Genomic DNA, 19,714 nt, shown 5'->3' with positions numbered 1-19,714 from the left:
CCATCCTCACGTTGCCGTTTTCTATAAGTTATGCGGATACCGGCTCTTCATCCTCTAAGCGCACAGAAACGAGCTTCGATACGCCGCCTTCCTCCATCGTAACACCATATAGCACATCCGCTTCCTCCATCGTGCCTTTACGATGAGTAACGACGATAAACTGCGTAAGCTCTGAAAACTCACGCAAATATTGAGCAAAGCGTGACACGTTTGCCTCATCAAGCGCAGCTTCAACCTCATCAAGCACGCAAAACGGAACGGGTTTCACCTGTAAAATTGCAAATAGCAAAGCGATTGCGGTCAAAGCTCTTTCTCCACCAGAGAGCAGCTGTAGATTTTGAAGTTTTTTGCCTGGCGGCTGAGCGACGATGTCGATTCCTGTATCAAGAACACGATCCGGCTCAACGAGCACAAGATCAGCACGGCCACCACCGAACAGCTTCGCGAATACGATAACAAAATGACTGCGAATCGCTTCAAACGTCGCTTTGAACCGTTTGGACATCTCATCGTCCATCTCGCGAATGACCTGGTACAACGTCGTTTTTGCGTCGATCAAATCATCCTTCTGCTCGGACAAAAACTCAAAACGTTCGCTGACTCGCTCATACTCCTCGATTGCACCTAAGTTCACTTCGCCAAGAGCGGTTATTTGACGTTTAACGTCTCTAACCTCATTTTGTGTACCGAGAACATCCTCAGGTATAGGGTACTGCTCCTTAGCGAGCTCATAGCTAAGCTCATATTCCTCACTGAGCTTCCGAAGCAAATTATCAAGCTCCACGTCTAGACGGTTAGCCGCAATTTCGGTCTGCCTCATCTGCTCTTCAACCGTCCGAAGTTGTCCGCGCTGCTCCTTCGTTTCACTTTCGCCCAAATCGAGCTCGGCAATACGCTTAGCGCGTGCTGATCGTTTGAAATCCGTTTGCTCTGCACATTCCTGCTTCTTCAAACGCAGGTGATTGAGCTGTTCAATCTGCTGTACCGTTTCATCGGCATGCCTTGCGATTTCTTCCTCTTGCTGAACGGACAAGGAGCGCAAGCTTCCAAGCTCTTGCTTCGCCCGACCAATTTCCGCACGCACTCTCGCCGATTGATCTTCGAAAGATAATTTCTCTTGATCAGTCTTCGCTGCAGCAATCTTAATATCGGTAAGCTGGCCTTGCAGCTCTTCCTTCGCAAATTCGCTAGCTTTACGCCGCTCTTCTGCCATACGAATCGCTTCCTGCAGCCTCGCTTCATCTATAACCAGCTGCTCTAACCGGAGCTCAGCAGCTTTGGCTGCTGCCTGAACATCTTTCTGCTCAGACAAATGAGTGTTACGATCCGCTGAATACAGCTGACGCTGCTCGTCGAGATGCTTCGCCTCATTATGAAGCTGCTGAAGCTCAGCTCTAATTTGCTGCTCTTCAATACGGCTTTTCTCGCCCTCTGCACGCAGCTCTTCAATATTATGCGTGCGAATAGAATGCTCTTTGCGCAAATCGCTTAGCTTATTACGAAGCTGCTCTACCATCTTGCGAGCATCTGCAATCTCTTGATCAAGCGCGTCGATTTGACGTTGACGACCAAGCAGGCTAGCGCCTTTCTTCTGCAAGCTGCCCCCCGTCATTGAACCGCCAGCATTGACAATATCACCTTCAAGCGTGACGACGCGGTATCGATATTGGCATTTCGATGCAATCCGGTTGGCTTGCTCCAGCGTTTCTGCAAGCAAAACATTGCCAAGCAAACTGTTCACAATCGCTGAATAGCGGTCATCCGAGCTTACCAAATCAGCAGCAACGCCTACAAAGCCCTCAATGGATTCGGCTATTCGCTTGTCATGCTCAGGAACTTGTCTGCCACGAATAACATCGAGCGGCAGGAAGGTAGCTCGTCCTAGCTGACGCTGCTTTAAGAATGCGATAGCTGCGCGAGCCGTTTTCTCATCCTCCATGACCACATGCTGCAAGGCCCCGCCCAGTGCAGTCTCAACGGCAGTCTCAATGCGTTCAGGAACACGAACAAGCTCCGCAACCGCGCCATGAACACCGCTGATTCCACTATTGCCGCGTCTGGAAGCTTTAAGAACTTCCTTTACGCCCTGCATAAAGCCATCAAGCGCATCCTGCATTTCTTTCATGGTATCGCGCCTAGAAACATGGCTGTCGAGCTTCTGCTCCCACTTTCGCATGGCTAAAGTGACCTCTTCCAAACTTTGAGAAATCTTTCTCGTTTGTTCAGATTCCGAAAGCGTTTTGTTTCTTGCCTGCTCTAGTCGCGCTAGCGTAGATTCAAGCGCAGCCGCAAGTGAAAAGCGTCTCTCGTCCAATTTTTCCTGCTGCTCCAGCCATTTTGTCTCATCCTCACTAATTCGCTCCATCCGCCGCTGCAATGCTTCTTGCTGCTGCGAAGCATAACGAATTTCGTTGCGGTGCTGCGCCATCGAGCTGAGCACTTCCAATAGCTCGCTTTTGAGTGTTTCTTCCGCATCAACGACTGCTCCGCCTGCAACGCCTACAAGACGCGCTTCTTCATCGGCTATTTTCGAGCGCAGATCTGCTAGCTGCAACTGCAACGCAGCTGCACGGCTGCGAAATTCCGCTTCTTCCTGCGTCATTGTGACAATGCGAGCATCCTGTGCAGCGATTGACTCTTCAAGCTGACGTTTATTTTGCTCCAAGTTGCGCTTGCGTTCCTTCAGTACCTCGCCGTATCCTTCACATTTCTCGAAATCCTCACTAATTTGCAGCATCGCTTCATGAAGCTGATCAAGCTCAAGCTCAAGCTCCCGCAGCTGCTGACGATCCTTCTCCAAATGTGCATCATGTTTGCTGACAACCGTAGATAGCTGAAGCTGCTCCTGCTGCAAACGCTCAAGCTTGCCGTTTGCCTCCGTCCATGAACCGTGAATCTGTTCGATGTTATGTACGTACATAGAGATTTCCTTCGTTTTCAGCTGTTCCTTGAGCGCTTTGAAGTGAATGGCTTTCTCCGACTGCTTGCGAAGCGGGCCAACCTGATCCTCTAGCTCAGTCACCAAATCATGAATGCGAAGAAGATTTTGCTCAGTTTCATCAAGCTTCCTCTGTGCCTCGCGCTTACGCGACTTGTATTTGACGATGCCAGAGGCTTCTTCAAATATTCCCCGACGATCCTCCGAGCGCGTGCTCAAAATTTCTTCAATTCGCCCTTGTCCAATGATGGAATAAGCTTCTTTACCGATACCGGTATCCATGAATAGCTCGGTAATATCTTTTAGCCTGCATGGCTGCTTGTTTATTAAATATTCGCTATCTCCGCTGCGATGTACGCGCCGTGTCACTGTTACCTCGTTATACTCGAGCGGCAATGCCCCATCCGAGTTGTCAAGAGTAAGGGATACTTCGCTGTAATTGACAGCTTTCCTAGCATCGCTTCCGGCAAAAATAATATCTTCCATCTTGCCGCCGCGGAGGCTCTTTGCGCTTTGCTCGCCGAGCACCCAGCGTATGCCGTCCGAGATGTTGCTTTTTCCACTGCCGTTCGGCCCTACAACCGCAGTAATACCGGTTACAAACTCCATTTCGGTCCGATCTGCGAAAGACTTAAAGCCTGATAATTCGATCCGTTTCAGAAACATGTCTTGGTTTTCACCTCACCCCTCATTGTACCACATCTTATGGGCCTTGATAACCATTTAAGCTACTAAAAGCAACCAAATGCTGCGTTTATCACCTTATTTCAGCTGGTTAAACCGCTCTTCCTTTTTATCAGGTCCACATAATAAACGTTCATAAAAAAAGAGAGCGCCCGGCAGGTCAGAAGACCTTCCGGAAACTCTCTATGCTGATTAGCCTTGTTCCTGCGATAGCGTGCGCCATGCTTCAGCTGCAGCACGCTGCTCCGCTTCCTTCTTCGTCCTCCCGCTGCCGACGCCAAAACGCTCTTCACCGAGATATACTTCAACGACAAATTCACGGTCATGCGCAGGTCCACGTTCTTCAATGATTCGGTATTCCACCGCACCAAGCCCATGATGCTGCGATCGTTCCTGCAGCTTCGACTTGGAGTCTTTAACAAGAAGACCATAGTCGTTTGACTCAACAAAAGGAAACATATGCTCATTAAGAAAAGCTCTCGTTTCCTCAATTCCTGCGTCAAGGAAAATGGCACCGACAAACGACTCGAACAAATCAGCTAGCAATGCTTGCCTTTGCCGACCGCCTAGCTGCTCTTCACCGCGTCCGAGAAGCACATGCGAACCGAGCTCCAAGCGTTCAGCAAATTGGGCTAAAGATGGCTCGCAGACGATTGATGCACGCATTCTCGTGAGCTCGCCCTCAGGCCGCTGCGGATACGTTGCGAACAAATACTCAGAAACGAGTAATTGAAGCACCGCATCTCCCAAAAATTCCAAACGCTCATTATCCTGAGCTGACCCGCGCTTGTGTTCATTTACATAAGAAGTATGAGTGAAAGCTTGCCTCAGCAGCTTTGTCCGCTTAAAACTGAGCTGCAGCCGCTGCTGCAGCTCATAGAAGGAATCACGCTTCATAAACTTTCATCACGATCGATGCATTGTGGCCGCCGAAGCCAAATGAGTTGGATAATGCTATCCTTACATTCGCTTCACGCGGTTTATTAGGTACATAATCAAGATCGCACTCCGGGTCTTGATTGTCTAAATTAATAGTCGGAGCGATGATACCGCTTTTGATAGTCAAGCCGAGAATTACAGCTTCAACGCCGCCAGCAGCACCTAGCAAATGACCTGTCATCGATTTCGTTGAGCTGACCGCTACTTTATAAGCATGGTCGCCGAGCGCTTTTTTGATCGCTTTTGTCTCTGAGCGATCACCGACAGGTGTCGAAGTGCCGTGCGCATTGATGTAGTCGATCTCAGAAGGATCAATTCCAGCATCCTTGAATGCTTTCACCATGCAGCGAGCTGCACCATCTGGGTCTGGCTCAGTCATGTGATGAGCGTCACCGCTCATACCGTAGCCAATAACCTCAGCATAAATTTTTGCACCGCGTGCCTGCGCATGCTCAAGTGATTCAAGCACGAGTACACCAGCGCCTTCGCCCATTACGAAACCATCACGGTCAACGTCGAACGGACGACTTGCTTTTTCAGGCTCTTCATTGCGAACGGACATCGCACGCATTGAGCAGAAGCCTGCCATGCCAGTCGGTCTGATCGTCGCTTCTGCTCCGCCAGCAATCATCACGTCAGCGTCGCCGCGTTGAATCAATTTGAAAGAATCGCCGATGGAATGAGTGCCCGTAGCACAAGCGGTTACTGCCGTGCTATTTGGACCCTTCGCACCAGTAAGCATGGATACTTGTCCAGAAGCCATGTTCGCGATCATCATCGGAATAAAGAAAGGGCTGACGCGCTTAGGGCCTTTCTCCAGCAAAATATTGTGCTGGTCTTCCCAAGTACCTAGTCCACCGATACCGGAACCGACCATAACGCCAACACGCTCAGGGTCTGCATTTGTACCAATTTGCAAATCAGCATCTTTAACTGCCAATTGACTAGCTACAGCAGCAAATTGTACGAAACGGTCCATTCTGCGTGCTTCTTTTTTATCTAAACCGTAATCTTCGGGATTGAAATTTTTAACTTCTGCGGCAATGCGCGTCGGATACTCAGAGAAATCGAAAGCTTCAACAACCGATACACCTGATTTTCCGTCCAGCAAGTTACCCCAGAACTCTTCCAAATCGGAACCGAGTGAGGTAATAACCCCCATACCCGTAACAACAACTCTTTGTTTCATTCGATTCACCTCTATGTCCAGCAAATTTGATGCGCAAGCTGCGTCACCTTTGTTAATCGGTCAATGTTGCTATATTGCGTATACCCTGCTTATATTTCTCCGTAAATACAAGCCTAGCCGTACCAAACGGCGAAACCTTTACGCTTGAAATATAAGGAGGTATAAATGAGATGCACATAAAGCCATTCACGCTTCTTTATATAAAAGCTGCCTTGCTTGCTTAAGTGTAATGCAGGAAACTGCCTAGATGGAGAGAAGTCCCGTTTATTAAAAACGGGACTTGTCCTTCTTACGTATGAGATTGTATGTATTTAACTACTTCTCCCACAGTGGTGATTGTCTCAGCATCTTCATCAGAAATTTCCATATCAAACTCGTCTTCTAGCTCCATGACCAATTCAACGACATCAAGAGAGTCAGCGCCGAGGTCATCTTTAAATGAAGCTTCAAGTGTAACTTCCGCTTCGTCTACGCCTAGTCGGTCGATGACGATACGTTTTACGCGATCTACTACTTCGGACATCCGGTTCACCTCCTCCATGGTATTATACGAGAATTAAAGATAAAATGCCATACGTAACCGTTTTAATTCATTATTGCCGAATTATCTGGTGTTACATATACATACCGCCGTCCACATGAATCGTCTGTCCAGTCATATAGGCTGAAGCATCCGAAGCAAGAAAACGGACTGCGTTTGCGATGTCGCTCGGATCACCGAGACGGGCAAGCGGAATTTGGCCAGATAAAGATTGGCGCATTTCTTCCGGCAGCTTGTCCGTCATTTCGGTTTGAATAAATCCTGGGGCTACACAGTTAACTGTAATGCCGCGTGACGCAAGCTCGCGGGCACTAGCCTTAGTAAGACCAATGACACCAGCTTTGGCTGCAACATAGTTAGCCTGCCCAGGGTTTCCGAGCACACCAACAACAGAAGAAATGTTGATGATTCGGCCGGAGCGTTGTTTCATCATAGAGCGAGTGACCGCTTTAATGCCGTTGAAAACCCCTTTTAAGTTGGTTTCAATGACTTGGTCAAACTCGTCTTCCTTCATACGCATGATTAAATTATCTCTTGTAATGCCCGCATTATTCACTAATATGTCAACCGCTCCGAATTGCTCGATGACTTCCTTGACCATCGCGTCAAATTCATCTACTTTGCCAACATTAGCTTTAATAACAATAGCGCGTCTACCGAGTGCTTCTACAGCTTGCGCCGTTTCAACTGCTGCCGCTTCGCTGCCTGAGTAGTTAATGGCAACATCCGCGCCTGCCTCGGCGAGGGCAATAGCAATCGATCTGCCAATGCCCCGCGATGCGCCTGTTACGAGTGCTTTTCTTCCTTCCAAGCTAGCAAACATCGAATCCCCTCCATCCTATTGTTCATTCACCTGCAGCGCTTCAAGCGCACTGATGCTGTTAATCGAGATGACGCGTAGATTTTTGTCGACTTTTTTGATCAGGCCGGCAAGCACCGTTCCCGACCCGATTTCCACAAATGTATCAACGCCCTGCTCGACTAAATAACGTACGCTATCTTCCCAAAGGACAGGTGAGCACACCTGCTCTACGAGCAGACCACGTATCTCATCCGCCGATGTTACCGCATTGGCAGTGACATTCGCCACAACAGGAACATTAGCATCCTTCATCGCTATATCAGCTAATGTCGCTTGAAGATTTACAGCTGCAGGCTTCATTAGGGATGAATGGAATGGACCGCTTACTTCAAGAGGAATAACCCGCTTAGCTCCAGCCTCTTCTTTGCCGCGCTGGACAACAGCATCAACACCTGCTGCAGTACCTGACACCACAATTTGACCAGGACAATTCACATTTGCAAGCTCAACAGCCGAGCCTTCAGCGGTAATTGCCGCACAAAGCGCTGCGAGCGTATCGCGTTCAGCGCCGAGCACTGCTGCCATTGCGCCTTGGCCGCTAGGAACAGCTTGCTCCATAAATTGACCGCGAGCACGGACAGTACGAACAGCATCTTCAAAGGATAGGACTCCAGCAGCGACAAGCGCGCTATACTCCCCAAGACTGTGCCCAGCAACAAAATCCGGCTTCAGACCCCGGCCTTCCAACGCTTCCAATAGCGCAACGCTAACGGTAAGCAGTGCTGGCTGTGTATTCGCCGTTTGTTTAAGCGTATCTTCTGGTCCTTCAAAAATAATCTGGCTTAATGAGAAGCCCAGTGCCTCATCCGCTTGTTCAAAAATCGCACGGGAACGATCAAACGCATCATATGCGTCTTTGCCCATTCCGACAGCTTGTGCGCCTTGCCCCGGAAAAACAAATGCTATTTTACTCATAACGTTTCCCCCTTACACACGTATACGGCTCGAACTGCATCAGACAGTATAGCTCGTTTCGCGGTGATATGTAAGCTCGTCATAAGAGGAAAACTTATAACGTCTTATTTTTTCAAAAAGCTGCTGCTTTCATACTACCATACCAGAACCGAAGCTCCCCATGTCAGGCCGCCGCCGAAACCTACAAGCACAAGGCGATCTCCTTCACTCACACGACCCTGCTCAACGGCTTCAGCCAGTGCAACTGGAATGGATGCCGATGACATATTACCGTATTTGTCCAAATTAATCATCGCTTTATCTTCCGACAAGCTTAGTCTGTTTAAAGCGGACTGGATAATCCGAATATTCGCTTGATGAGGAATAAGGAGATCAATATCTTCTTTGTTTAGGCCAGCTTTCTGCAAAGCCTCTTCAGCCACGCTGCCCATAATTCTAACCGCAAACTTGAATACATCATTGCCAGCCATATGAATGAAATGCTGCTTCGACTGGATGCTTTCTTCCGATGCTGGAACGCGTGATCCGCCTCCATGAACCTTCAGCAGGTCTCCACCGCTTCCGTCTGCGCCAAGCACAAACGATTGGAAGCCTCGGCCTTCTTCAACCGGTCCAAGCACAACTGCACCTGCACCGTCACCGAACAATATGCATGTGTTGCGATCCGTGTAATCAGTAATTCGCGATAGCGTCTCAGCGCCTACAACAAGCACATTCTTGTACATGCCGCTGGCGATCATACTCGTTCCTGTCGCTAGTCCATATATAAACCCGGAGCAAGCAGCCGACAAATCGAACGCAGCCGCTTGCTTTGCTCCCAGCTTATCTTGAAGCAAGCAGGCAGTCGAAGGGAAAAACATATCAGGCGTAATTGTAGCAACTATAATGAGATCGATATCTTCTGCCGTAAGGCCAGCAGCGGCAATCGCTTCACGCGATGCATGCAGCGCAAGATCGGATGTTGCTTCTTCCGCTGAAGCTAGGCGGCGTTCTTTAATGCCTGTGCGAGTAACAATCCATTCATCATTTGTTTCAACCATTGCTTCTAGCTCTTTGTTCGATAAAATACGTTCTGGCACGTATTTACCAGTACCAATTATTCCGACAGGATGTAAACCCATTTCGCACACTCACTTCCCGTTGATTTCTGATGCGATTGTTTCAATCAATTGTCCTTGAATGGCGCTGCGAGCCTGTCTTACGGCATTTTTCACAGCGAGGGCATCCGAGGAGCCGTGGCATTTTACTACAAGGCCATTCAGTCCAAGCAAAGGTGCACCGCCATGCTCCTTATAGTCCATTCTCTTCTTAAGCACACGCAGCTTAGGAAGCATGATTGCCGCAGCAAGCTTCGTTAACAGCGTCTGACCGAAAGCGTCCTTAAGCGAATCAAAAATCGTACCCGCGGCGCCTTCCATGGCTTTCAGCATAATATTGCCGGCAAAACCGTCGCAAACAAGGACATCGCAATTTCGATTTAGAACATCCCTTGCTTCAACGTTGCCGATAAAATTCACTGGAGCTTGCTCAAGCAAAGCGTAAGCCGCTTTAGCCATCTCATTGCCCTTCATCGCTTCAGTTCCCACGTTCAGAAGCCCAACTCTCGGCTTCTCCAGTCCGTGAACCTTGGCACGATAAATGCTTCCCATAATTGCATATTGCAGCAGATGCTCCGGCTTTGCATCCATATTCGCTCCCAAATCAAGCGTAAGAATGCCGACATCATCCATCGTAGGCATCATAGGAGCGAGCGCGGGCCGTTCGATTCCATCCATTCGACCGACAACAAGAAGTCCAGTCGCCATCAAAGCGCCAGTATTGCCTGCTGACAGCATAGCATCTGCCTGCTTTTCACGAACGAGTTGTCCAGCAACGACCATGGATGCTCCTTTTTTGCGGCGCACCGCTTTAACAGGCTCATCATCTGGACCAATGACCTCATCAGCATGGCAAATGGTTATATTAGCGGGCTTCTGCCCTTTCATGAGCGGTTCAATAACAGACGTTTCACCAACGAGCAGCAGCTCTGTATCGGGCCACTGCGCCGCCGCGTCAAGCGCTCCTTGCACAATTAAGCCAGGGGCATTGTCTCCCCCCATAGCATCAATAGCGATCCGCACGTACGTCTCCTCCTTCAGCATCTGTGTCTCCCGCGGACCGATAAATAACAAAGTTACCCTGGAACACCATTTCGTCTCCGACATATGTGAACAGCTCTACCTTCGCCTTGCTTCGCTCGCCCGAAATGGAACGAACATAAGCCTTGGCAATACATTTCTCCCCAAGCTTAACAGGTCGAATGAATCTAATGTCCGCTGTTACGGTAAGTGCAATTTCATCATCTATAATAGCAACGGCAAGTGAATTTGCTTGTGCAAATACGTGATGACCGCGTGCAATGCCCGTTCTGGAGAATACATGTTCTTCACGAATCTCGAATACCGAGATGCCGCTCTTGTCCAATTCCAAATCGACAATATCACCAATCACCTCGTGCAATGCGAGCGATCGAACGGAGTCGTATGAACGTTCTGCCATCAGCTTCAGACGTTCTCTAAGCTCTGGTATACCAAGCTCCATCCGGTCAAGGCGTATCGTCTGGATGCTTACTTTGAGCAACCTAGTCAGTTCCCGATCCGTTATAAAAGGATTTTCATCAATGTGTCGGGCAAGCTGCTGATGCCGCTGCCGTTTGGGCATTCGTTCGATGTTCGGCACCACCTTTTACCAAATAGTGAATGATAGACAATCTTATATCCGTTCCGCGGCCTCGTGAGGCATCAGTACGATTAGTATATGTATGTTGCTTGATATTATCACCTGGTACTAATTAAGTATATAAAAAAATACGCTCGAGCGCAATGTTGCATAAAAATATAACTGCTTTTTCATCCATTCACTAGCGTCATACGAATCGATATGAACAAAAAAATAGCACTTCACCACTTGGATGAAGTGCTATCCCAGACATCATTTCTTATTGGGAAATGATCTCTTTTGTTTTGTAATATCCACAAACTTTGCATACGTGGTGAGCCAATTTCAGCTCGCCGCATTGCTCACACTTCACCATGCCCGGTACTGCAAGTTTGAAATGCGTACGACGTTTATCACGGCGAGTCTTGGATGTTCTACGCTGAGGTACTGCCATATTTAACACCTCCTTCAAAAATTCAATCAGCACTACTCTTATTCCTTAAATAGATCCTTTAGCGCTGCAAAACGGATATCAACCTTCTCCGTGGAGCAGCTGCATTTGTGCTCATTTAAGTTCTGTCCGCAAGTCTGACAGAGACCTTTACAATCATTGCTGCAAAGCGGCGCAAAAGGCATGAACAGTTGAAGTGCTTCTTCCACATAAGGCTTCAAGTCCAGTCTGTCCGCATTTACTTCAATGAAATCACTCTCTTCCTCTTCCATATCCTCATCACGGTCTTCGTCAGACGTAGCCCGCTTAAATACTTCAGAGAATCGAATAACCGTATGATCCTTTACCGGTTCAAGGCAGCGTGAGCAGGCAAGCTCGAGATCGATGGCAAGCTTGCCATCCACTTCGATAAACTCTTCGTGCCCAGTTACCTGAAGCGATACATGGAGAGGTCCCGTACGATAAACATCTTGGCGTCCTTTAAAAAGGTCACTAACATCGAGCTGTTCGTCGATTGTAGTTTTCAACCCTTTGGACATTGTTTCTTGAATATGAAACTGCATCAGATCACCCCAAACAAACAAAGATTATTATATCTATCAGACTACTGTTTTGTCAACATTTTCACACGGTTTTTCAATAACACTTGATGCAGACCGTGATTGTGCTCCCTCTCTATGCTATAGTGAAACAACCAACATTTAACAGAGAGAGGATCAAGCGAATGCGCACCGTCGGGCTCATTGTCGAGTATAATCCATTTCACAACGGACATTTGTATCATTTGCAACAATCGCGCAAAATAACGCAATCTGACGCCGTCGTTGCCGTCATGAGCGGCCATTTCCTGCAACGCGGCGAGCCCGCCCTGCTGGATAAATGGGCTAGAACACGCATGGCGCTTGAAGGCGGCTGCGATCTTGTCATTGAATTGCCGGTTGCTTACGCAACACAGGCCGCAGAGTGGTTCGCCTATGGCGCTGTGTCCTTATTAGAGGCGACAGGCGTCATTGACAGCTTCTGCTTCGGAACGGAAAACGGTGAGCTTGAGCCGCTGCTACAGGCAGCAGAGCTCATTACAAACGAGCCGCCAGCCTTTAAAGCCTTATTGAAGCAGCTGCTTCAAACGGGAATTAGTTATCCGAACGCGTATAGCAGCGCCATCACCATCTACTTATCGGATCAGGGCTATTCCTCTGCCGCTAATTTTCCATTCGCGCTTCCTAATCATACATTAGCGCTCCATTATTTGCTTGCGCTGAAACGGCTAGGCGGCAAAATGGAGCCGCACACGATCACACGTGAGAAAGCGCAGTACAATCAAGAAACCGCAACCGACAGCCAAATCGCAAGCGCGACCGCAATCCGCAAGCTGCTGCTCGAGAAACGCTCTCTTGAGGAAGCGCGCGCTTATGTACCGGAATCCACAACGCGAATCCTGCAGCAGGAATGGGAAAGCGGACGTTGCCCGATCAGCTGGGAGCCTTTTACGAATGCGCTGCTTCACGCGATTGTAACTCGCTCGTCATATGAACTTTCGAACCTGCATGAGATGACAGAAGGATTGGAGCATCGCATTTTGAATGCCCTTCCCAAGCTGCCCTCGCGCCAGTTCGATGACCTGCTAGAAGCTTTAAAAACGAAGCGCTATACGAGAACGAAGCTGCAGCGTTCACTTCTTGCTATTCTGCTTGGACATCAGAAATCTGATTTCACACCGGATAAGCTTGCTTCGGGTGTTGAATATATAAGAGTGCTTGGTTTTACGGAAAAAGGCAAGCTTTTATTGCGACGCATGCGAAATTGTGCCAAATTGCCTGTGCTGCTGAGTGCAGCAAGAGCACCAAAGCCCTTCCGTTATTTGGAGCTTGATACACAAGCGAGCAGTGTCTATTCACTAGGCGTACCGGGCATTCATGCCCCTCAATCGTTATTCCGTGATTTTACGGAAAGACCCGTAACCATCGATTCCTAATCGAATTAAATAATTGAAAGTTACCTTTCGTTCCCAGTGAGATAAACTTTTACTTGCTCCACAGCTTCCTTCAACGTACTTACGCTGACCACCTTCATCGAGGCGTTAAGCGCTTTTGCTTTCGCCTCGGCATCCTTATAGTTATCAGAAGGAACAAGAAACAGCTCCGCGCCTTCCTCGCTTGCAATGACAACTTTTTGCTTTATTCCGCCGATAGCTCCGACCTCTCCGAGTGGAGTAATCGTGCCTGTCGCCGCAATTCGATGACCTCCCGACAAATCACCGTTCGTTAGCAGATCCAGAGCTTGCAAAGCAAAAACGAGACCGGCTGATGGCCCCCCAATATCGCCTACTTTTATACTGATGCGGTTATTGTGATCCGATGGGTCCAAGCCGCGTTGTTCCGTCAAGTTTACGATGCCCAGAACACTCAAGAGCTGCTCGTTAGTCGAGACCGATTTTAATGTATCCGATGAGTAAGAAACCTGTAGTTGCTGCCCTTTGCGCTCCACATCAAATAAAACGTTTTGCTGCTTATCATAAGCTTTAAGTGACTCAAACAAATCCGCCAAGCTGTTCGGCGGTTTTTCGTCATGTATGCCTAAAAGCTTATCTCCTGCTTTGAATGAACTTTTCAAAGGGTGATCGATAGGGTTTACTTCCGTAATAACAAAGCTGTTCAGCTTGCTTGCATAGGGTAAACCTGCGTAATGATAAGCAGCTTCAATCGCATTGTTTTGCGAGCCCTGCATGATGATGCTTAGCCTTTGTGCATACTCTTCTTTTGTGTAACCTTGCAGCACATCTCGTTTGAGATGAACATCCATATTCGAATTCCACATCGATTGAAAAGTCCGCAAGAAATTAGGCTCCGTCATTTTCACTGCTGTCAGCAAAAAGTCGCCTTTTCCTAAAGCGTCTCCCTTTTCAATCGTTACCATCGGTTTAACAGGGACAGCAATCCCCGGCTCATAAACAACATAGGGCGTTGGAGCATATAACAATACCCACATCAAAGCCGCTGTCGATACAGCGATCGTTGCTATTCTGCGAAAATCTGATCGTTGTTTTTGCAATCGCACACCCCGTTCAAACTTCCAATTTGCCAGTCAAATATAGCATTAACTATTCTGAGGCAGACAAGCTGCTCCAAATGGTCTATCCATGACTTTATACGCGTACTATTTAACGTATATGATTGTCCATCTCATGATGCCCTAGCCCTGCATTTCGGCGTGTCGCATCATTTGTATTTTTGCAGCAGATTAAAGGAGTGGAGTAGCATTGGCTAAAACAGTTATGTTAGCGTTCCTGTCCGTATTGCTCGTTGTTGCCATCATCATTCAGCCAGATGCTGCGTTTCAAGCCTCGCTTCAAGGACTCACCGTCTGGTGGAACATTGTATTCCCCGGTTTATTGCCGTTTCTCGTATTGTTTGAGCTTATTGCAGCCTTCGGGCTCACACATGCGCTAGGCTCTCTGCTCCAGCCGCTGATGAGCCGACTGTTTAAACTGCCAGGTGAAGCCGCGCTTGCGATAGTTCTTGGTTGGATGGGCGGTTATCCCGCGGGAGCAGAAGCGACAGCTTCCTTACGCAAAAGAAACGTCGTGACAAAACAACAGGGCCAGCGGCTGCTAGCCCTCGCTCATATGCCAAACCCATTATTTATGCTTGTCGTTATCGGCGCAGGCTTTCTGCACAAGCCCATTGTAGGTGCCATTATTGCTGCAGCCGTATGGATATCCGCGCTATGGGTCATGTTTATAATGACGCTGTTCAGCCGTAAAGAAAAGCCTGGTCAGGAGCGGTCAGATCAGGAACAGCCAGGTCAGCAACTAGGTCATAAACAATCAGCTACAGCCAATGACGCGGAGCATCGCAGCACCATCCTTCATCGTGCAGCAGAGGCATTTCGCCTCGGAAGAGAGCAGGATGGGCGCAGCTTCGGCAAAGCGCTTGGAGACTCTGTTGCAGCAAGTGTTCAGAAGCTTATGATGATCGGCGGATTTATGATTTTTGCTGCTGTGCTTGCAAAATTATCAGAGCCGCTGTTCTCTCCTTGGCTGGATAAGGCTGGGCTAAGCTTTATTAGCCAAGCTTTTTTTGAAGGTCATATGGGTGCTTATGCGGCTGCAATCTGGGATGCTCCTGGAGCTGGCATGCTCGGGAATGCTGCCGCTATCGCGACTGTGCTTGCATGGAGCGGACTAAGCGGCATTTTACAAGCTGGATATTCGATTACAGGGACGGACCTTAAGCTGCTCCCATTCGCATTATGGAGAATCATTCATGCTCTCCATGCCTGTGTATTTATGATCATTCTGTGGAAGCCGCTCACTTCAATGCTTCGTCCGATACTCGCACCTGGAGCAACGCCAACGTTGGCGCCATCTGATCCTTACTCTATACAACACACTGTCGCTGAGATCATAAACGCAAATGATTTACCATTTTTATGGCAGTTCTCCATATCAGCCTGTATCCTACTTACTTTTATGGGACTGTTTGTATCCCTCATTCTACTGCCATTTCGGAGAACAGGTAAATCGATATAATCCAAAATAAGATAAACAATGGCTTTTTCAAACATTTATTTAAATTTTCGAGTTATATTTCTCTCTTAGCTGCTTCTCCACAATTGGCGGTACCAGCTCATGCACTGCGCCGTGAAATTGTGCGATCTCTTTGACGATGCTTGAGCTTAAGTAGGAATACTTCGGATTCGTCATCATAAACATCGTATCTATTTCATCATCAAGCAAATGATTAGTTGAAGCGAGCTGCAGCTCGTATTCAAAATCAGTTACTGAACGAATGCCTCTAATAATGACATTAGCTTGCCGTGTTTTCATAAATCGAACGAGCAAATCCCGGAAACTGTCAATTTCCACATTTGGAATATCGCGCGTCACTTCGGTAAGCAGCGCTTTGCGCTCCTCCACGCTGAACAAAGGATTTTTACTCGAATTGTTCAATACAGCAACGATTAACCGATCAAATTGTTTGGCAGACCTTCGAATAATATCCAAATGCCCATAAGTTACAGGGTCAAACGTGCCGGGATATACAGCAACGCGCTCTTGTTTATTCGTTAACATCGGATTCACTCCCGTCTTGATGACTGTCATCGCTGTAATATTGATATATAGAAACGGCAATATCCCCGTATTTCGCATGCTTCAGTTGGTCAAAATATTCCAGCTTCTCCGGGTAACGGTGAGCTGCATCGTGCTCGACTACGATAATCGCATCCGGCTCAAGCATCTGATTTTGGGCAAGCTGTGTCATAAGACTATCCATCGTAATCATTTTGTATGGCGGGTCAAGAAAAACAAGCCGGAACTTTTGCTCCCGCTTCGCTAGCGCTTTCAATGCGCGCTCCGCATCATTTTTATAAATTTCAGCAGCGCTTCCCATCTTCGCCGTTTCAACATTTTGACGAATCGTATCAATGCTTATTCTTTCCCGATCAACAAAAACAGTACGTTCTATGCCTCTGCTCCAAGCCTCAATACCCAATCCACCTGTACCTGCGAACAGATCCAGCGCTATTCCTCCGTCAAAATAAGGTCCGATCATGCTAAAAATAGCTTCCTTAACCTTATCCGTTGTCGGTCTCGTATTCATACCAGGCACAGCCTTAAGCGTGCGGCCCTTGGCCTCGCCCGCAATGACTCTCACTTGCAATTGCCCCCTTCTATCTCATTCCCGCCTATCGTACCATAGAATCCCGTTCATAATAAAGCAGTTGCATCTCGAAAGTTGAGGACGCCGCCAGCCTATATCTGCGCTAGGATATTTTTTTCATTCTGAACAAGTATATTTACCAGTAATAAGGACAAAATAAATTTATCGGCGTCGCAAGATGTCGTAGACAACCGCGGAGAAGACTTACGTTTCCCCATAAGCTCTTCGTCCGGTTTCTCCTCTCCCATGAAAAGGGCGCTCCGAAAGGGGCGCCCGATTTTTTGTTTTAATCCCCAGTATAATAAGGTCTTTTATGATTTGTATTGAATACAATCGAATTCATTGTCCACCAATTGTCCACCAAAATTAATAACCAAATAACTATCTAAGCTTTTGATCGCTGGATTCTCAGACAAGCTGATTTCTATGTACCTTAAGGATTAACTCGCGTACTATAGGTTGCACTTTCAGAATTTTTAAAGAAAGTAATTAATTTTATAAATTACTCCCTCATTTGAATCATGACATCATCAAGTATGTTTATAAGATGAACTCTTCTATAACGGTCCTTATTAACTATCATTTCTGTTAAATCATCTTTCATTCGACTAAGCATAGTAATCGTAGCAACTATAGCCATAGACAAAACTAATACTGTTAAGAAAATCACAATTTCAATGTATGGACTGGGGACACTGAAAAACTCGTAATCATAAATGCGACTTAGTAATTGAGTGAGATTTGGAATAGACACAGCTAAAATTATCCCCGGGGCGATTAAAGGGGGTAATTTCCCTTTTTCATTTTCTAGCTTATAAGCTTCAATTAGCTTTTCTATTTTCCACCTATAATATAAATCATGTTCTATTAGATACTCAGAAATTAAATGAACTTGTATTTCAAATGTTGTTGACTGCCAATCTTTAAGATCGGGAGTAATTGAGTGTTCCTGCTTTATTATTCTCCTAGCCTTACTATTTAGTGTTTTGTGGAGCAAAAGAATAGTAGAAATTAATAACGAGATAATAAATAGAGACCATATAATCCATAAAAGAGAGATTTTAATAAACAGTACTGAAACTACTGTAGATAAGCTTATTAGTAAAAAGAATATTAAAAAAATTATGTAGAAATTATAGAATTTTTTCATATAGGAGAACACTAATGCGTAATTTGAACCTTCATTCTTGTAATATTTGAATAGTTGTTCTTTCATACTTCACCCACCATTTTGTAATATTTCACGTATTAATTCTCTATTAATTCATTATCTTTCACATAATCCACTAAATTCATAAATACTCCAAAATTCACAGTTCCTAATTACTATAATATATAAAAAAAATTTTAAGGAAAAATTGTGAGATACATTATTCTCTTTATTGAACGCAACACCACACCGAACATCAATCGGCATTGAAATATGCGAGAGTGGCGATTATGCCAAAGGATTGGTTAATGCTTTCGTTTATTGTGTAGGCTGGCCGCTTGGTTGATCTGGGGCAGGAATCATACTAACCTCTTCAGACGCAAATAAATAGCGTAGTATTGGTGTTGTCATACATACCTTTTTAATATCTATGATTTGAGCGATTGCCACGATTAACTCACCTGTTTCTGTATAATGACCTCTAATGTTTGCTCTCCAATTTTATTACCATCACAGTATAAGACAATTCTAATTCAGTCTGGGTGATTTTTAAATTGCGGGTTGCAGCTAAGTTGCAGCCGACGCCAATAATTAAACCGCAGGTGAAACCGCAGATGACTAAAGAGGATGCTAATAAAATCATTGAATTTTTGAAGGCTGGTTTTGGTATCGTTGTTGATCCAGCATCAAGCTGATTTGGACATACCCAAATCCAAAGTATCATCATAAGAAATATCATTCATATCCGATAAAACGTGTTGACGTCTTTCTGTTTTTACTACATTTGCACTCGAGGATGCTCGATTGGTACATCATTTTTCCCCCGAATGCACGTAATTTAGCTGTATATACAGTCCCTAAATCTACTGCAAGACGAAAATGTTTTATCTTTTAGTGCTGCCGAAATGCTAGTTACCCAGTCCAAACCGATGACAACAATTAAGAGCAATATCGGTATTAACCGACCATTCCCGTAAATCAAAGAGACCTATGGAGCAATTGCAGCTCCTATTATTGCTGCAATTTCTCTATCTTCCGTTACATCTACTGATATCCATTGTTTAAACATTGATGTTCATCCTCTTAATTTGCTTTTATTTATCTAACCGAGATAAGAAAGGGGCTGTCCCAAAAGTTGATTTCGGATTTATTGAGCCCCACTTGGAATCAAATACCTTCTAAAAGAAGGACCTAAACCTCCACTTTGTAGTGGATTTCGAGGTCCTTTCACGTGTTAAATGGGATGTTCTCATGTCATACGAACACTTTTGAGACAGCCCCCAGGCTGTCGAGAAAGTCTCGACAGCTATATTTATACCTGCATAGTTTATTACGACACCGCGTTAATATGTTATAATGGTATTAACTCGTTTGAATGGAAGGTGTCGTCTATGCTGCGTTCTAATCGCGAAAAACAACAAAGCCTTGAATTGGTTTCTATTGAGGATTTAGTTCCTACTGACCATATGCTTCGGAAGATCGATAAGTATATCGTTTTCTCATTTATTGATGAAAAGGTACGCCATCTTTACTCGCTGGATAATGGACGTCCTGCTATTGATCCACTTGTACTTTTTAAGATGATTTTCCTAGGCTACTTCTATGGGATTCGTTCGGAGCGTCAGTTGGAACGTGAAGTGCAAACTAATCTGGCTTATCGCTGGTTTTTGGGCTTAGGATTAACC

The 19,714-nt window shown here is 46.3% G+C and carries 19 protein-coding genes; 4 read left to right on the top strand and 15 right to left on the bottom strand.

The window, feature by feature from the left end; translation table 11 throughout:
• Window positions 1-28: 28 nt before the first annotated feature.
• The 11 genes from smc to AB4Z45_RS20690 all read right to left on the bottom strand — a co-directional run bounded on the left by smc (window position 29) and on the right by AB4Z45_RS20690 (window position 11,779).
• On the bottom strand, window positions 29-3,604 hold the full coding sequence (gene smc, locus AB4Z45_RS20740) for a chromosome segregation protein SMC (RefSeq protein ID WP_441911295.1): 3,576 nt from the start codon (window positions 3,602-3,604) through the stop codon (window positions 29-31).
• A 210-nt stretch (window positions 3,605-3,814) separates the two neighbouring features.
• Window positions 3,815-4,519, bottom strand: a complete 705-nt coding sequence (gene rnc, locus AB4Z45_RS20735) for a ribonuclease III (protein WP_076268334.1) — start codon at window positions 4,517-4,519, stop codon at window positions 3,815-3,817.
• Window positions 4,509-5,750 carry a beta-ketoacyl-ACP synthase II gene (gene fabF / locus AB4Z45_RS20730; RefSeq protein WP_054029014.1) on the bottom strand — a complete coding sequence of 414 codons (1,242 nt, stop codon included), beginning with the start codon at window positions 5,748-5,750 and terminating at the stop codon, window positions 4,509-4,511. Before fabF ends, rnc begins: the two co-directional genes overlap by 11 nt.
• Before the next feature lie 289 nt (window positions 5,751-6,039).
• Window positions 6,040-6,273 carry an acyl carrier protein gene (locus AB4Z45_RS20725; protein WP_053375686.1) on the bottom strand — a complete coding sequence of 78 codons (234 nt, stop codon included), beginning with the start codon at window positions 6,271-6,273 and terminating at the stop codon, window positions 6,040-6,042.
• 91 nt (window positions 6,274-6,364) lie between these two features.
• Window positions 6,365-7,114 carry a 3-oxoacyl-[acyl-carrier-protein] reductase gene (gene fabG, locus AB4Z45_RS20720; RefSeq protein ID WP_441911293.1) on the bottom strand — a complete coding sequence of 250 codons (750 nt, stop codon included), beginning with the start codon at window positions 7,112-7,114 and terminating at the stop codon, window positions 6,365-6,367.
• 15 nt (window positions 7,115-7,129) lie between these two features.
• Window positions 7,130-8,068, bottom strand: a complete 939-nt coding sequence (fabD, locus tag AB4Z45_RS20715) for an ACP S-malonyltransferase (protein ID WP_441911292.1) — start codon at window positions 8,066-8,068, stop codon at window positions 7,130-7,132.
• Window positions 8,069-8,202: 134 nt separating this feature from the next.
• Window positions 8,203-9,189 carry a beta-ketoacyl-ACP synthase III gene (locus tag AB4Z45_RS20710; RefSeq protein WP_441911290.1) on the bottom strand — a complete coding sequence of 329 codons (987 nt, stop codon included), beginning with the start codon at window positions 9,187-9,189 and terminating at the stop codon, window positions 8,203-8,205.
• A 9-nt stretch (window positions 9,190-9,198) separates the two neighbouring features.
• Window positions 9,199-10,188, bottom strand: a complete 990-nt coding sequence (gene plsX, locus AB4Z45_RS20705; RefSeq protein ID WP_430054995.1) for a phosphate acyltransferase PlsX — start codon at window positions 10,186-10,188, stop codon at window positions 9,199-9,201.
• On the bottom strand, window positions 10,172-10,768 hold the full coding sequence (fapR, locus tag AB4Z45_RS20700) for a transcription factor FapR (RefSeq protein WP_054029019.1): 597 nt from the start codon (window positions 10,766-10,768) through the stop codon (window positions 10,172-10,174). The genes plsX and fapR overlap by 17 nt, the downstream gene beginning before the upstream one ends.
• Before the next feature lie 277 nt (window positions 10,769-11,045).
• Window positions 11,046-11,219: a 50S ribosomal protein L32 gene (rpmF, locus tag AB4Z45_RS20695; protein WP_006036546.1), complete on the bottom strand. Its 174-nt coding sequence runs from the start codon at window positions 11,217-11,219 to the stop codon at window positions 11,046-11,048.
• Window positions 11,220-11,257: 38 nt separating this feature from the next.
• Entirely contained in the window at window positions 11,258-11,779 is a 522-nt protein-coding gene (locus AB4Z45_RS20690) for a YceD family protein (RefSeq protein WP_054029020.1), read from the bottom strand.
• 161 nt (window positions 11,780-11,940) lie between these two features.
• On the opposite strand from AB4Z45_RS20690, the gene AB4Z45_RS20685 reads away from it, so the two are divergent.
• Window positions 11,941-13,191: a nucleotidyltransferase gene (locus tag AB4Z45_RS20685; RefSeq protein WP_441911287.1), complete on the top strand. Its 1,251-nt coding sequence runs from the start codon at window positions 11,941-11,943 to the stop codon at window positions 13,189-13,191.
• Window positions 13,192-13,211: 20 nt separating this feature from the next.
• On the opposite strand, the gene AB4Z45_RS20680 is transcribed toward AB4Z45_RS20685, so the two are convergent.
• On the bottom strand, window positions 13,212-14,267 hold the full coding sequence (locus tag AB4Z45_RS20680) for a YlbL family protein (protein ID WP_441911285.1): 1,056 nt from the start codon (window positions 14,265-14,267) through the stop codon (window positions 13,212-13,214).
• Window positions 14,268-14,475: 208 nt separating this feature from the next.
• Between AB4Z45_RS20680 and AB4Z45_RS20675 the strand changes: the two genes are divergently transcribed.
• Complete coding sequence (locus tag AB4Z45_RS20675; RefSeq protein WP_441911283.1) at window positions 14,476-15,747, top strand: nucleoside recognition domain-containing protein; 1,272 nt, start codon at window positions 14,476-14,478, stop codon at window positions 15,745-15,747.
• Window positions 15,748-15,786: 39 nt separating this feature from the next.
• On the opposite strand, the gene coaD is transcribed toward AB4Z45_RS20675, so the two are convergent.
• From coaD to AB4Z45_RS20660, 3 genes are all read right to left on the bottom strand, one after another.
• Window positions 15,787-16,290, bottom strand: coding sequence for a pantetheine-phosphate adenylyltransferase (gene coaD, locus AB4Z45_RS20670; RefSeq protein WP_076268326.1), 504 nt, complete (start codon window positions 16,288-16,290; stop codon window positions 15,787-15,789).
• Entirely contained in the window at window positions 16,277-16,873 is a 597-nt protein-coding gene (rsmD, locus tag AB4Z45_RS20665) for a 16S rRNA (guanine(966)-N(2))-methyltransferase RsmD (RefSeq protein WP_441911282.1), read from the bottom strand. The genes coaD and rsmD overlap by 14 nt, the downstream gene beginning before the upstream one ends.
• 508 nt (window positions 16,874-17,381) lie before the next feature.
• Window positions 17,382-18,095 (bottom strand): hypothetical protein, encoded by a 714-nt coding sequence (locus AB4Z45_RS20660; protein WP_441911281.1) that lies wholly within the window; start codon window positions 18,093-18,095, stop codon window positions 17,382-17,384.
• Between the two features lie 488 nt (window positions 18,096-18,583).
• Between AB4Z45_RS20660 and AB4Z45_RS20655 the strand changes: the two genes are divergently transcribed.
• A complete protein-coding gene (locus AB4Z45_RS20655) occupies window positions 18,584-18,724 on the top strand; it encodes a hypothetical protein (protein WP_441911280.1) in 141 nt (46 codons plus the stop codon).
• 696 nt (window positions 18,725-19,420) lie between these two features.
• Window positions 19,421-19,714: transposase (locus AB4Z45_RS20650; RefSeq protein WP_441911279.1), on the top strand; the 294-nt coding region annotated here is incomplete at its 3' end.

Source organism: Paenibacillus sp. MCAF9, assembly GCF_052114265.1.
In the GTDB taxonomy this organism is placed as follows: domain Bacteria; phylum Bacillota; class Bacilli; order Paenibacillales; family Paenibacillaceae; genus Pristimantibacillus.
Note: the sequence above shows the minus strand (reverse complement) of the source record. Positions and strands in the feature narration are given on the sequence as shown.

Excerpts from the sequence above, each read along its gene's own strand:
- AB4Z45_RS20660 (WP_441911281.1), bottom strand. The coding sequence starts at position 18,095 with ATGAAAGAACAACTATTCAAATATTACAAGAATGAAGGTTCAAATTAC.
- fabF (WP_054029014.1), bottom strand. The coding sequence starts at position 5,750 with ATGAAACAAAGAGTTGTTGTTACGGGTATGGGGGTTATTACCTCACTC.
- fapR (WP_054029019.1), bottom strand. The coding sequence starts at position 10,768 with ATGCCCAAACGGCAGCGGCATCAGCAGCTTGCCCGACACATTGATGAA.
- AB4Z45_RS20690 (WP_054029020.1), bottom strand. The coding sequence starts at position 11,779 with ATGCAGTTTCATATTCAAGAAACAATGTCCAAAGGGTTGAAAACTACA.
- smc (WP_441911295.1), bottom strand. The coding sequence starts at position 3,604 with ATGTTTCTGAAACGGATCGAATTATCAGGCTTTAAGTCTTTCGCAGAT.
- AB4Z45_RS20710 (WP_441911290.1), bottom strand. The coding sequence starts at position 9,189 with ATGGGTTTACATCCTGTCGGAATAATTGGTACTGGTAAATACGTGCCA.
- AB4Z45_RS20725 (WP_053375686.1), bottom strand. The coding sequence starts at position 6,273 with ATGTCCGAAGTAGTAGATCGCGTAAAACGTATCGTCATCGACCGACTA.
- fabD (WP_441911292.1), bottom strand. The coding sequence starts at position 8,068 with ATGAGTAAAATAGCATTTGTTTTTCCGGGGCAAGGCGCACAAGCTGTC.
- AB4Z45_RS20685 (WP_441911287.1), top strand. The coding sequence starts at position 11,941 with ATGCGCACCGTCGGGCTCATTGTCGAGTATAATCCATTTCACAACGGA.
- fabG (WP_441911293.1), bottom strand. The coding sequence starts at position 7,114 with ATGTTTGCTAGCTTGGAAGGAAGAAAAGCACTCGTAACAGGCGCATCG.
- coaD (WP_076268326.1), bottom strand. The coding sequence starts at position 16,290 with ATGTTAACGAATAAACAAGAGCGCGTTGCTGTATATCCCGGCACGTTT.
- rpmF (WP_006036546.1), bottom strand. The coding sequence starts at position 11,219 with ATGGCAGTACCTCAGCGTAGAACATCCAAGACTCGCCGTGATAAACGT.
- rnc (WP_076268334.1), bottom strand. The coding sequence starts at position 4,519 with ATGAAGCGTGATTCCTTCTATGAGCTGCAGCAGCGGCTGCAGCTCAGT.